This is a genomic window from uncultured Streptomyces sp., from assembly GCF_947488945.1.
Lineage (GTDB): Bacteria > Actinomycetota > Actinomycetes > Streptomycetales > Streptomycetaceae > Streptomyces.
Genome location: NZ_CANLBS010000005.1, coordinates 161193 through 173133, shown reverse-complemented (window position 1 = coordinate 173133; position 11941 = coordinate 161193). Strand labels below are relative to the sequence as shown.

Annotated in this window: 13 protein-coding genes; 3 read left to right on the top strand and 10 right to left on the bottom strand. The window is 73.1% G+C overall.

Features of this window, described 5'->3' with window-relative positions; genetic code table 11:
• Positions 1–471, bottom strand: a complete 471-nt coding sequence (gvpJ, locus tag Q0994_RS09595) for a gas vesicle protein GvpJ (RefSeq protein WP_299531600.1) — start codon at positions 469–471, stop codon at positions 1–3.
• A 27-nt stretch (positions 472–498) separates the two neighbouring features.
• The gene (locus tag Q0994_RS09590; protein ID WP_299531598.1) at positions 499–816 is read right to left on the bottom strand and encodes a gas vesicle protein; all 318 of its coding nucleotides are present in this window, start codon (positions 814–816) and stop codon (positions 499–501) included.
• Positions 817–948: 132 nt separating this feature from the next.
• On the opposite strand from Q0994_RS09590, the gene Q0994_RS09585 reads away from it, so the two are divergent.
• The gene (locus Q0994_RS09585; RefSeq protein ID WP_299531597.1) at positions 949–1104 is read left to right on the top strand and encodes a DUF6131 family protein; all 156 of its coding nucleotides are present in this window, start codon (positions 949–951) and stop codon (positions 1102–1104) included.
• A gap of 142 nt (positions 1105–1246) precedes the next feature.
• Here the strand turns inward: Q0994_RS09585 and Q0994_RS09580 are convergent, their stop codons facing one another.
• From Q0994_RS09580 to Q0994_RS09560, 5 genes are all read right to left on the bottom strand, one after another.
• Entirely contained in the window at positions 1247–1873 is a 627-nt protein-coding gene (locus Q0994_RS09580) for an endonuclease (protein ID WP_299531596.1), read from the bottom strand.
• Complete coding sequence (locus tag Q0994_RS09575; protein ID WP_299531594.1) at positions 1870–2052, bottom strand: hypothetical protein; 183 nt, start codon at positions 2050–2052, stop codon at positions 1870–1872. The genes Q0994_RS09580 and Q0994_RS09575 overlap by 4 nt, the downstream gene beginning before the upstream one ends.
• An 80-nt stretch (positions 2053–2132) precedes the next feature.
• The gene (locus Q0994_RS09570; protein WP_299531593.1) at positions 2133–3782 is read right to left on the bottom strand and encodes an NAD(P)/FAD-dependent oxidoreductase; all 1650 of its coding nucleotides are present in this window, start codon (positions 3780–3782) and stop codon (positions 2133–2135) included.
• Complete coding sequence (locus Q0994_RS09565; RefSeq protein ID WP_299531592.1) at positions 3775–4233, bottom strand: SRPBCC family protein; 459 nt, start codon at positions 4231–4233, stop codon at positions 3775–3777. Before Q0994_RS09565 ends, Q0994_RS09570 begins: the two co-directional genes overlap by 8 nt.
• Positions 4234–4391: 158 nt before the next feature.
• The gene (locus tag Q0994_RS09560) at positions 4392–5285 is read right to left on the bottom strand and encodes an SDR family oxidoreductase (RefSeq protein ID WP_299531590.1); all 894 of its coding nucleotides are present in this window, start codon (positions 5283–5285) and stop codon (positions 4392–4394) included.
• A gap of 379 nt (positions 5286–5664) precedes the next feature.
• On the opposite strand from Q0994_RS09560, the gene Q0994_RS09555 reads away from it, so the two are divergent.
• Both Q0994_RS09555 and Q0994_RS09550 read left to right on the top strand, forming a co-directional pair.
• Positions 5665–7119 (top strand): basic amino acid/polyamine antiporter, encoded by a 1455-nt coding sequence (locus Q0994_RS09555; RefSeq protein WP_299531588.1) that lies wholly within the window; start codon positions 5665–5667, stop codon positions 7117–7119.
• Between the two features lie 55 nt (positions 7120–7174).
• Positions 7175–8437, top strand: a complete 1263-nt coding sequence (locus tag Q0994_RS09550; RefSeq protein WP_299531585.1) for an arginine deiminase — start codon at positions 7175–7177, stop codon at positions 8435–8437.
• Positions 8438–8484: 47 nt separating this feature from the next.
• On the opposite strand, the gene Q0994_RS09545 is transcribed toward Q0994_RS09550, so the two are convergent.
• The 3 genes from Q0994_RS09545 to Q0994_RS09535 all read right to left on the bottom strand — a co-directional run bounded on the left by Q0994_RS09545 (position 8485) and on the right by Q0994_RS09535 (position 11941).
• On the bottom strand, positions 8485–9456 hold the full coding sequence (locus tag Q0994_RS09545; RefSeq protein ID WP_299531583.1) for an acetylxylan esterase: 972 nt from the start codon (positions 9454–9456) through the stop codon (positions 8485–8487).
• A 118-nt stretch (positions 9457–9574) separates the two neighbouring features.
• Entirely contained in the window at positions 9575–11344 is a 1770-nt protein-coding gene (locus Q0994_RS09540) for an asparagine synthetase B (protein ID WP_299531581.1), read from the bottom strand.
• Between the two features lie 45 nt (positions 11345–11389).
• On the bottom strand, positions 11390–11941 hold the full coding sequence (locus Q0994_RS09535) for a hypothetical protein (RefSeq protein ID WP_299531579.1): 552 nt from the start codon (positions 11939–11941) through the stop codon (positions 11390–11392).

Sequence of the window (11941 nt, the reverse complement as noted above, 5' to 3'; positions counted from 1 at the left end):
TCACGCCTCCACACGGCGTCGTCGGGTGGTGCCGCTGGCGGCGGAGGAGCTGCGGGACGGCGCGCGGCGCTTCCTGGGCCGCTCCGTCTCCTCGGTCCCGGCGTCCCTGTCGTCGCCGTCGTCGGCTCCCACCGCCTTGCGGACGGTGTCGCCGACGCTCGAGGCGGCCTTGCGGACCTTGCGCTTGCCGATCGACTTGGCGGCGGTGCCGCCGAGCAGTTCGGGGATGGTGGTGCTGCCCGAATCGCGCTCCAGGTCGAGCCGGTTGCACGCCTCCGCGAACCGCAGGTACGTGTCCACGCTCGCCACCACGATCCGGGCGTCGATTTTGAGGATCTCGATACCGACCAGGGACACCCGGACGAAGACGTCGATCACCATGCCCCGGTCCAGGATGAGTTCGAGCACGTCGTACAACGTGCCGGCCCGTGGACGGCAGATCACTTCGTCGGAGTATTCGGTGGTGGTCATGGGGGTCCTTCCGTTGGGGGCGCGGCGTCACTCGTCGGCGGCACCCCGTCGGTACCGGCGCACCCGCCGGTACTCCAGGAGTTCGCCGTCCTTGTCCAGCTGCACCTCGTAGGAGGCGAGCAGGCTGGTGGTGTCGGGAATCCGGGGAACTTCCAGGACGTCCACGACGACGCACCACCCGTCGTCCGCGCGGCGGACCGCGGACACGCCCTCCGCGGGGTGGCCGATGAGGCCTTCGAGGCTCTGGGAGGCGGAGCGCGCCGCGTGCTCGGGGCCGCCCGCGCGGGGGCGCCGAGCGGTGGCGGTCGAGGAGTCTCCGGCTCGTTTGCGACGCTGTTCTGCCATGGCACCAGGCTTGTGCCACTCGGCGTGTCGCGCATCTCGGGAAGGCCCATCCGGAAACGTTCCGGCGGTCGACAACCCGAATACGGACATACGGGCGCATAATGGAATCGCTCGGACAGAGGGGAGAGCGTCATGATCGTTCTCGGAATCATCCTGCTGGTCATCGGACTGATCGCCGGGATCTCCGTCCTGTGGACCATCGGGATCGTGCTGCTGGTGATCGGCGCCGTCCTGTGGATCCTCGGCGCCACCGGCCGCGCCGTCGGTGGAAGGCGTCACTACTGGTGACGTGCCGGACGGAGCCGCCGTCCCCGTCGTGAGTCACCCGCCCCGACGCACGGGCGCCCCGCCGCACGGCGGCCGTGCGGCGGGGCGGTCTGCCGCCCGAGGCCGTCCGCTGCCTGCCTGAACTCCGGAGATCAACCGCCGGTCACGGACCGGACGATGTCCGGTCCAGAGCGGCGCGCACCAGCGCGGCGGCGAGGACCGACGGACCGTGACCGCCCGACAGCCGCGCGAGGGCGGCGGGATCCGTGGGCAGGCCCAGCCGTTCCGCGCCCTGCCGGGCCTTGGCGTCGAAGTACGGGGCCGCCTCCGGCCAGACGTCCTGCGCCTCGCGGAGGAAGATGTCCGCGCCCACCGGACCGATGCCGGGGGTGCGGCGCAACCCGTCGCGGAGCACGTCGAGATCGCCGTCCGCACGCCGGCGCAGCCTCCGCAGGTCGCCGCCGTACGTCTCCAGGAGCAGCGTCGCGCCCTCGCCGAGCTGGGTCGCGGTGCGTTCGTCGTAGCGGCGGTAGCCGCCTTCGCCGAGCGCGTCGACGCGCTGCTGCCAGGTGGCGTCCGCCGTCCGGCGGGGGGTGCGCATCCCGTGGGCGTACAGGGCGCGGGCGGCGGCGACCGCGACGGAGGCCCGGATCCGGGTGCTCAGCAGCAGGCTCAGGACGAGGAGTTGGTAGAGCGGCTGCGGGGTGTCGCGCAGCCGGATGCCGGCCTCCTGGGCGTAGGTGGTGCCGTGTGCGTCGAGCAGTGCCGCGGCGGTGGACCGGGCGCTCATGTGAATCCGAAGACGCGCGCGGCGAAGTAGCCGGCCACCACGGCCGCGCCGACGACGATCAGGGCCGCCCACAGCACGGGGTGTTCCCACATGCCTCCGTCGGCCCGTTCCTGGTGCGCCTCGCTGGTGCAGCCTTCGCCCTGCGGGGTCTCGGTCGGGGGGTTCAGTGCCGTTGTCATGCTTCAACCGTCCCTCCGACGGCGGCCGCCCGCACGCGGGGGCGGCGCACCGCGCGCCACGCCCGCGTGCGGGGACCGCGTCAGATCCGGCGGACCGCGCCGAGGGCTCCGCTCTCGGCGTCGCCGCCGCGGTGCCCGAGCGCCCTCCGGGCGGAGGAGAAGACCCGGCGGGCGAGGCGGTCGGAGTGCAGCGCGGCGCGGGCCGCGTTGGCGCCGGGAGCGCCGTGCACCCCGCCTCCCGGATGGGCGGAGGCCGACGCCAGGTACAGGCCCGTGACCGCGGTGGTGGGACGCCCCGTGCCGGGCACCGGACGGAACACCAGTTGCTGGTGCAGCCCCGCGGTGCCGCCGTTGATGGCGCCGCCGTGGAGGTTGGCGTCGGCGGCCTGCAGGTCCGGCGGGGACAGGATCCGGCGGGCGCGTACCCGGTCGCGGAAGCCGGGGGCGTACCGCTCCACCTGTTCCTCGACGCGGTCGGCCATCGCCTCGCGTTCCCGCTGGTCCCAGCGGCCGGTCAGCCCGTCGGGGCCGGCGTCGCCCTTGACGGTGTGCGGGACGTGCGTATAGGCCCAGGCCGACTCGGTGCCCTCGGGGGAGCGGGTGCGGTCGGCCGTCGTCATCTGTCCCACCAGCGCGAACGGCCGCTCGGGGACCAGGCCCATGGCGATGTGGGCCGCGAACAGCGTCAGGGCGTCGACGCCCTCCGCCAGGTGCACCGTGCCCGCCCCGGACGCCTGAGGCGCGGTCCAGGGGACCGGGCCGTCCAGCGCCCAGTCCACCTTGAAGGTGGCGAAATCCCACTGGAACCGGCGTACGTCGTCCAGCACCTTGCCCGGCAGGTGTTCGGGCGCCACCAGCGAGCCGTACAGCTCGGGTGCGGACACGTCCGCCAGGACCGCCCTGCGGGCGCGCACCGCGCCGCCGTCGGCGGTGCGGACGCCGACCGCGCGGCCGCCGCGCACCACGATCTCGCTGACCCGCTGCCCGCACCGCACGGTCCCGCCGAGCCGCTCCAGCCGGCGCACCAGGGCGTCGGTGAGCGCGCCCGCGCCGCCGACCGGGACGGGAAAGCCGTAGGTCTGGCCCAGCATCGACATCAGCCAGCCGAAGCCGCCGCTGCCCGCCGCCTCGGGGGCCAGGTCCGCGTGCAGCGCGTTGCCGGCGAGGAGCAGGCCGCCGCCCTCGCCGCCGAACTCCTCCTGTCCGAACCGCCGCACCGGCAGCACCAGGGAGCGGGCCAGCCGCAACGCGTCCGTGTCGTGCAGGCGCAGCGCCAGCTTTCCCGCCGCGAGGACCGGCGGGAAGGGGGTGAACAGGGCGTCGAGGATGCCCTCGCGCAGCCCGTCCCAGGTGCGGCAGAGTTCCTGCCAGGCCTGCCCGTCGCCGGGCGCGAAGGCGTCCAGCGACGCCGCGGTCACGTCGTGGTCCCGGTCGAGGACCGCGCAGCGGCCGTCGAGCAGCGGATGGGCCAGCACGTGACCGGCGTGGCTCCACTCCAGTCCGTCACGGTCCAGGCCCAGCGACGCGATGACGGGGGAGGCGGCGGCGAGCGGATAGAAGGAGCTGAAGAGGTCGGAGACGTAGTCCGGGTGCACGCCGCGGTCGCTGCGGACCGCGCCGCCGTGGGTGTCCTGTGCCTCCAGGACTTCGACGTCCCAGCCGGCATCGGCCAGCAGGTTGGCCGCGACCAGCCCGTTGGGGCCGCTGCCCACCACCACCGCGTCAGCCATGGCGGGCCCCGGTCCGGGTGGTCATCGCTTCCACCTGTTCGCCGAGGCGGCTGAGCATCTTGCGGTGCCGCACCTGGATCAGGGCGTCGGCGACGGCGTTGTGGACCCGGGCGCCCATCCCGCGCAGCGGGTGCTCGTCCAGAACCACCAGGGTGCCCTCCCCCCAGGGGCGGATGTCGAAGGCGATCCGGGCGCTGCCCAGCGGGCCGCTGTACGCCTCCAGTTCGAGGATGCCCGGCGCTTCGCTGCGGCGGACCACCGTGTGGCCTCGCAGTTCCACCGGCCCGATCCGCACCGTGTAGGTGAGGGAGGCTCCCACCTCGGGCCAGCGGCCCTCGTCGGGCTGCGAGTCGGAGGTGCCGACGACCCATTCGCCGTACCGCGACGGGTCGCTGAGGAACGCCCACACGGCTTCCGGCGGGCGGGCGACGAGGTGGTGTCGGACGGCCATGTGAGTACTCCCGGTCTTTCGCTGCGGAGGGGACGGACGCGCAGGCCGGTGGTCCCCCGATGCGCGCGGGGGGCGGTCTGCCCCGGCTTTCCACTGGACACCCGGCCGGGGGGTCCGGCCACCCGGGCACCCCCTCCGCCTGCCCGGTGCCCGCCCGTTCAGTCCGGCCGGCCTCCGATGCCGGCGCCCCGCCGGTCGGCGTCGCCGCCCCTGCCCAGCAGGCCGGTCGGGGAGAAGTCGGTGTGTTGGGCCAGTCGGGGCAGCTCCCGCCGCGAGACGAGGGCGACCAGCGGCGGCAGGAAGGGCCGGACCGGCTGGACCGCACGGAGCCACGGCGGGGCGTAGACGGTGGGGGAGCGGTGGTCGACGCCGCGGGCGACCCAGCGGGCGACGGTCTCCACCGGGAACACCTTGCGGGCCGGCGCGGGCATGTGGCGGCGCAGCTCGCGCAGCACCCCGTACTGGTCGGCGTCGCGGATCATGTCGGTGCCGGTCCAGCTCAGGTAGGCGATCCCCACGGCGACTCCCTGCGGTCCGAGTTCGGCCCGCAGCGACTGGGCGAAGGACTCGGCCCCCGCCTTGGAGGCGCAGTACGCGCTCATCATCGGGGCCGCGCCGAAGGCCGCCGTCGAGGCGATCTGGAGGAAGTAGCCGCGGGTGGCGAGCAGACCGGGGAGGAAGGACCGGGCGGTGACGGCGCTGCCCACCAGGTTCACCTCGACGACGCGCCGCCAGGTCACCGGGTCCGAGCCGGCGAACGGCCCGCCCTCGGCGACCCCGGCGTTGGCCACCACCACCGAGGCGGGCCCCATCCGTTCGGTGATCTCGCGCGCGGTCCGCGCCATCGCCGCGTCGTCGGTGACGTCCACCTCGAAGCAGTGCGCCTCGGTGGGCAGCGAGGCGGCGACGGTGGCGAGCGTCTCGGACTCCCTGCCGAGCAGGGCCAGCCGCATGCCCCGCCCGGCCAGTTCGTGGGCGAGGCCGGCGCCGAGCCCGCGCGCGGCTCCGGTGACGACGGCGAGTCGGTCGTGAAGGCGGGGGTTCTTCCGCACGGTGTGCTCCGCGGGCCGGGGACGGGGGAGGCGGCGGCCGCCGGGGCGGACCGGCCTCTTCCACGTAAACACGGGTCGCACCGGCGGGCCCCTCGGGCGCGGGGCCTCCGTCCCGTCGGCCGGGGCCCGAGGGCACCTGTGGCGCGCACCACTCAGGGGGCACCATAAGATGACACACGGAATATAGACCGCAAAAAGCCTGTGAATGCCGTTTCCTCTTTATCGTGATATTGCGCTCACATACGGACAGATCGCGCATATGAACCGGAGTTGATGTGGCCGACGACAGTCCGGCGAAGAACGGATCCGCGGACCGGGGGCGGGAACGACGCACCGCTGCGAGGCCCTTGACGGCCCACCGGCACGGAGGCGGTGCGCGATGAGCGCCTCCGCGACGGACACCGGAAGCGCCACCGAGCGGCCCGCCGTCAAACTGACACTGCTGACCCTGACCGCGATGGTCGTCGGGTCCATGGTGGGCGCAGGCGTCTTTTCGCTGCCCGGCAGGTTCGCCGCCGAGACGGGCGTCGCCGGCGCCCTGATCTCCTGGACCGTCGCGGGCGTCGGCATGCTGATGCTCGCCTTCGTCTTCCAGGCGCTCGCCGTCCGCAGACCCGACCTGGACGCGGGTGTGTACGCCTACGCCAAGGCGGGGTTCGGCGAATACCTCGGCTTCTTCTCCGCCTTCGGCTACTGGGCCAGCGCCTGCGTCGGCAACGTCACCTACTGGGTGCTCATCATGTCGACGGTGGGGGCGATCTGGCCCGCGCTCGGCGACGGCGACACGCTGCTCGCCATCGTGCTGTCCTCCGTGGGGCTGTGGGGGTTCTTCCTGCTCATCCGGCGCGGCGTGAAGGAAGCGGCGGCGATCAACCGCATCGTCACCGTGGCGAAGATCGTCCCGATCCTGTTCTTCGTGGTCCTGGCGCTCTTCTACTTCGACCCGTCCGCGTTCGCGGACAACTTCGGCGGCGCCGACTACGCGGGCTCCCTCTTCGAACAGGTGCGCGGCACGATGCTCGCCACCGTCTTCGTCTTCCTCGGCGTCGAGGGGGCCAGCGTCTACTCCCGGCACGCCAAGCGCCGCGAGGACGTCGGACGCGCCACCCTGCTCGGCTTCCTCAGTGTCTTCGCCGTCTTCGCCTCGGTCACCATCGTCTCCTACGGCCTCATGCCGATGGGCGAGATCGCCGAACTGCGCCAGCCGTCCATGGCCGGCGTCCTGGAAGCGGCGGTCGGCCCCTGGGGCACCTGGTTCGTCAGCATCGGACTCATCGTCTCCGTCCTCGGCGCCTATCTGGCGTGGACGCTGATGGCGGCGGAGGTGCTCTTCGTCGCCGCCAAGGACGACGACATGCCCCGCTTCCTGCGGCGCGCCACCTCCGAGGACGTGCCCGTGCCCGCCCTCCTGATGACGACCGCGCTCAGCCAGATCGTGCTCGTCATCACGCTGTTCTCGGACGACGCCTTCAACTTCGCTCTCGACCTGACGAGCGCGCTGAGCCTGATCCCGTTCCTGCTGGCGGCGGCGTTCGCGGTCAAGCTCGCGCTGCGGCCCGAACAGGAGGGAGCGGTGGGGCGCTCCACCCGGAGCGAACTCGTGATCGCCGCCCTGGCCGTCCTCTACACCGCCTTCCTGCTGTACGCGGCCGGGCTGAAGTCCGTCCTGGTCTCGTTCATCCTCTACGCGCCCTCCACCATCCTGTTCGTCAAGGCCCGCCAGGAGCAGAACCGCCGCGCGTTCTCGCCCGCCGAGGCCGTGCTCTGCGGGCTCTCCGTGGTCGGCGCCGTCCTCGGCGTGATCGCGCTGGCCGCGGGCTGGATCGAGCTGTGACCCGTCCGCCCGCAGGCACCCACCGGCGTCCACACCCTTCCGAAAGGCTCCTGCCGTGACCGACCTCCCCACCCCCCGACCGGCGCTCGGCGTCCACTCCGAGGTCGGCAAGCTGCGCAAGGTCCTGGTCTGCGCGCCCGGCATGGCGCACCGCAGGCTCACCCCGACCAACTCCGCCGACCTGCTGTTCGACGACGTGATGTGGGTGGAGAACGCCCAGCGCGACCACGCCGACTTCGTCGCCAAGATGCGCGGGGCCGGCGTGGAGGTCGTCGAACTGCACGAACTGCTCGCCGAGACCATGGCCGTCCCCGGCGCCCGGGACTGGCTGCTGGACCGCAAGATCACCGCCAACGAGGTCGGCCTCGGGCTCGTCGACGGAACCCGCGCCTTCCTGGAGACGCTGGAGCTGCGCCCGCTCGCCGATCACCTCATCGGCGGACTGTCCACCTCGGACCTCCCCGACGAGTTCCGCTCCGGTTACCTCGCGCTGGCCCGCGAGTCCACGGCGTCCCGCGAGTACCTGATGCCGCCGCTGCCGAACACCCTCTACACCCGGGACACCACCTGCTGGCTGTACGGCGGGGTCACCCTCAACCCCCTGTTCTGGCCCGCGCGCCACGGCGAGACCCTGCTGATGAAGGCGATCTACACCTTCCACCCCGACTACCAGGACGCCACCGTGTGGTGGGGCGACCCGGAGCGGGACTGGGGCCAGGCCACCTTCGAGGGCGGCGACATCATGCCGGTCGGCAACGGCGTCGTCCTCATGGGCATGAGTGAGCGCACCTCCCGGCAGGCGATCACCCAGGTGGCCGCGTCGCTGTTCGCCCACGGCGCCGCCGAGCACGTCATCGTAGCGGGCATGCCCAAACTCCGCTCGGCGATGCACCTGGACACCGTCTTCACCTTCGCCGACCGCGACATCGTGACGCTCTACCCGAAGATCATGGAGGCCGTCCACACCTTCTCGCTGCGCCCCGGCGACGGGCCGGCGGGGGTCGACATCGTCGACGAGGGCGCCACCCCGTTCACGGACGTGGTCGCCGACGGCCTCGGCCTGACCGGAAGGCTGCGGATCATCGAGACCGGCGGGGACGAGTACGCCTCCGAGCGCCAGCAGTGGGACAGCGGGAACAACGCGGTCGCGCTGGAGCCCGGCGTCGTCTTCACCTACGACCGGAACACGCAGACCAACGCCCTGCTGCGGAAGGCCGGCGTGGAGGTCATCGAGATCGTCGGCGCGGAGCTCGGCCGGGGGCGCGGCGGCGGCCACTGCATGACCAGTCCGCTCGTCCGCGACGCCGTCACCTTCTGACCGGTCCGGGCCGGTCGCCCCGCGTGGGGCGGACCGGCCCGCGCCCGTCAGGCCGTCAGCCGCCCCGGCAGCCAGGCGAGCCGGGCCGCCTCCTGGAACGGGCCGCCGCCCTCGTGGTCGTTGAAGTCGTAGACCTCGATCGACTTCTCGGCGTGCGCGTAGGCGTTGAACGCGGCGTACACCGTGGACGGCGGGCAGGTCTGGTCCTCCAGCGCCGTGGAGAACAGCGCGGGCGCGGTCGCCCGCGCGGCGAAGTGCACGCCGTCGAAGTACGAGAGCGTCCGCCTCGCCTGCTCGGCGCGGCCCCGGTGCGTCTTGAGGTAGTTGCCGACCTCGCGGTAGGGGTTGCGGTCGGTCAGCGTCAGGGCCCGCGGGAAGTCGCAGAGGAACGGGACGTCCGGCACCACCGCCGCGAGATCCGGCACCAGACCGGAGACGGCGAGCGTGATCCCGCCGCCCTGGCTGATCCCCACCGCCGCCGTGCGCGCGGCGTCGACCAGCGGATGCGCCCGCGCCGCCTCCACGGCCCGCACCGCGTCGGTGTAGACCCGGCGGTAGTAGTACTCCCGCGGGTCCTCGATCCCCCGGGTGAGGAAACCGGGGTACGCGGGCGCGCTGCCCACCGGGTCGGCCGTGGCGCCCGGCGCCCACCCGCTGCCCTGGCCCCGGGTGTCCATCACGAAATGAGCGAACCCGGCGGAGGCGTACAGCAGATGGGTGTGCGGCAGGCCGCGCCCGCCGCCGTAACCGATGAACTCCACCACCACGGGGACCGGTCCGGTGGTGCCGGCCGGGAGGACGAACCAGCCCTTCACCGGGTGGCCGCCGAATCCCGCGTAGGTCACGTCGTACACCTCGACGGTCTTCAGCCCGGTCTCCCGGGGGGTGAAGCGGACGTCCAGGGGGTGGTTCGCGGTCTCCTCCAGCGTCGTGGACCAGAAGGCGTCGAAGTCCTCCGGTTCCACGGACCGGCTCCGGTACGTGCGCAGTTCTTCCAGGGACATGTCGAACAGGGCCATGCGGCAACCGCCTTCGTGGTCACATCGGGACAGGTCATACGGTACGACCGCCGCCTGTGGGGGAGTTCGCCGGGACCGGGTGAAGGCCGCGCGTGGATCTTCCCGCACCGGCTCCGCCTCACAGGTCGTACGAGTCCAGCCACAGCTCCAGGGTGAGGACGAGCCAGAGTTTGCCGCCCTGGCGGGGCAGGAGCGTGCCGCCCCCCTTCATCCAGGTGCGGACCGTGTCCTGGCGGAACAGTCCCCGGCGACGGGCCCCGCGCCCGAGCAGCAGGTCGTTGCCCAGCTCGCGCAGAGGACCGGTCAGCCACTGCTGGACCGGGACCCGCATCCCGCTCTTCGGGCGGTCCACCACCGTGCCGGGGAGCAGATCGCGCACCGCCTCCTTCAGCACCCACTTCTCCGCGGTCCCGCGCAGCTTGAACTCCGGGGGAGTGGCGAACGCGTGGTCCACCACCCGGCGGTCGAAGAGCGGCGAGCGCCCCTCCACCCCCTGCGAGGAGGTGAGCCGCTCGACCTTGGTGAGGATGTGATGGGCGCCCTTGGTCCGCAGGTTGCAGTGCAGCAACTGGTTGAGCAACGCGCCCATCCGGTACGGGCTCTCCGGCCCCTCCACGAGGTACGGGGCCACCAGGCGCTGCGGGAGCGGAGCGTCCTCCAGGGACCGCAGCGCTTGCGGCGACAGCAGTTCCGGGAGGTCGGTCCAGCACTTGCGGTACGCGCGCACGTAGGCCGTCGCCCGGTCCTCGTCCCAGGGCGCGCCGGGGGAGCGGTGCATCTCCTGCACCAGCATGGGGAGGTTCTTCGGGCCGCCGAAGACGGGGTCGCCGCCCTCGCCGTTCAGCACCACCGAAGCCCCGTCCGCGGCGACCGTCTCCGCCAGGATCAGATTGGGGACCGTCAACGGGTCGCCGACCGGGCTGTCCAGCAGGGCCGCGGCCTCCGCCAGCCGGGCCGCGACGGTGGCCCCGGAGACGTTCAGCACCCGGTGGCGGGTGTGGCAGTGCGCCGCGACCAGCCCCGAGTAGCCCAGCTCGTTGGGGAGGCCGTCGCCGAAGCTGATCGAGTACGTGTGCACCGGATGGTGGTGCAGCTTCGCCGCGAGCGCCGTGACCAGGGAACTGTCGACGCCGCCGGACAGCAGCACCGCCGCTGGCTCGGCGGCCGGCAGCCGCTCGGCCGTCGCGGTCTCCAGCAGTGCCCGCAGGGTCCGGACATGGCCGTCGGGACTGTCGGGGGCGGGCTGCTCCAGCCGCTCGCGCGGCTCCCAGAACACCGACGGGACGGCTGTTCCGTCGGGCGTCAGCCGCAGGATCCTGCCGGGCAGCATCTCGCGCACCCCGGTCAGCAGCGTCTCCTCGCCCGGCAGGTAGGCGAACGTCAGGAAGGAGCGGACCGCGGCGAGGTTCAGCGAGGCGCCGAGCGCCGGCCAGCGCCGCAGCGCCCGCAGCGACGTGGACGCCGCCCAGGCGTCGCCCGCCCGCGCGTAGAACATCGTCCGGCTGCCCACGTGGTCGCGCACCAGCACCAGGTCGGGACCGTCCGCGACCGCCAGGACGAACATCCCCTCGGCGAGCGCCACTCCCGCCTCACCGAGCAACGCCCAGCAGCGCAACAGCAGTTCACCGTCGGCGCACTCCGCGGGCGCGGGGTCCCCGTGCCGGCGCAGGGCGGCGCGCAGGGCGGAACGGTTGTGCAGGGTGACCTCGCCCACCGCCCGCCGCCCGTACGCCTCGAACGGTCCCGCCGCACGGCCCGGTTCGGCCGCGATCAGCCCGAACCCCGCCGGGGCCGGGGCGGTTTCGGCGGCGACGGACGCTCCCATGGCCAGCAGATGGCCGCGGGCCCGGTCGGACGTCGGGGCGAGACAGGCGCAGAAGCGTGCCACGGTGGCTCCTTTCACGAGGGGACGGTGACGCGGGGGCGGGGCCGGTCAGCCGAAGTCGTCGTCGCTCCAGGCGTCCTGGTCGTCGCCCCAGTCGGCGTCCCAGTCTTCGCCGGTGTCCCCGGAGCCGTCCCCGCCGGCCCCGCCGCTGTCCCCGCCGCCCCCGTCCCCGCCGGAAGAAGACTGGCTCTGTGCCTGCCGGCGCAACTCCTCTTCCTCCTCCTCGCTCAGGGCCTGCGGTGGCAACTGCGCGGCGGTGACCGCCAGTCCGGCCACGCCGAGGCCGACCAGCAGGGCGCCCATCCGGCCGCCGAACGACGTCCGGTTGACCATCACCGTCCCGCCGTCCCCCCACAGGGTGCGGCCGTAACCGATGTCCCTGCCGTAGATCACCGTGCCGTCGGCCAGCACCCGCTTGATGATCCGGTCGCCCAGCGGCTCGTCCGTGCCGGACCCCTGCCGGTCGTCGTGCCAGTGGACCACCGGGCCACCGGCCGGGTCCCGGCGGCGCCACTCCTCGCGGCCGTTCTCGTACCGCCGGTGGACGCTGCCGTCGGCCAGCAACTCGTCGGTGTATCCGGTCTCTTCGGGCCTGATCAT

Excerpts from the sequence above, each read along its gene's own strand:
- Q0994_RS09555 (WP_299531588.1), top strand. The coding sequence starts at position 5,665 with ATGAGCGCCTCCGCGACGGACACCGGAAGCGCCACCGAGCGGCCCGCC.
- Q0994_RS09545 (WP_299531583.1), bottom strand. The coding sequence starts at position 9,456 with ATGGCCCTGTTCGACATGTCCCTGGAAGAACTGCGCACGTACCGGAGC.
- gvpJ (WP_299531600.1), bottom strand. The coding sequence starts at position 471 with ATGACCACCACCGAATACTCCGACGAAGTGATCTGCCGTCCACGGGCC.
- Q0994_RS09575 (WP_299531594.1), bottom strand. The coding sequence starts at position 2,052 with ATGACAACGGCACTGAACCCCCCGACCGAGACCCCGCAGGGCGAAGGC.
- Q0994_RS09590 (WP_299531598.1), bottom strand. The coding sequence starts at position 816 with ATGGCAGAACAGCGTCGCAAACGAGCCGGAGACTCCTCGACCGCCACC.
- Q0994_RS09585 (WP_299531597.1), top strand. The coding sequence starts at position 949 with ATGATCGTTCTCGGAATCATCCTGCTGGTCATCGGACTGATCGCCGGG.
- Q0994_RS09535 (WP_299531579.1), bottom strand. The coding sequence starts at position 11,941 with ATGATCAGGCCCGAAGAGACCGGATACACCGACGAGTTGCTGGCCGAC.
- Q0994_RS09570 (WP_299531593.1), bottom strand. The coding sequence starts at position 3,782 with ATGGCTGACGCGGTGGTGGTGGGCAGCGGCCCCAACGGGCTGGTCGCG.
- Q0994_RS09580 (WP_299531596.1), bottom strand. The coding sequence starts at position 1,873 with ATGAGCGCCCGGTCCACCGCCGCGGCACTGCTCGACGCACACGGCACC.
- Q0994_RS09565 (WP_299531592.1), bottom strand. The coding sequence starts at position 4,233 with ATGGCCGTCCGACACCACCTCGTCGCCCGCCCGCCGGAAGCCGTGTGG.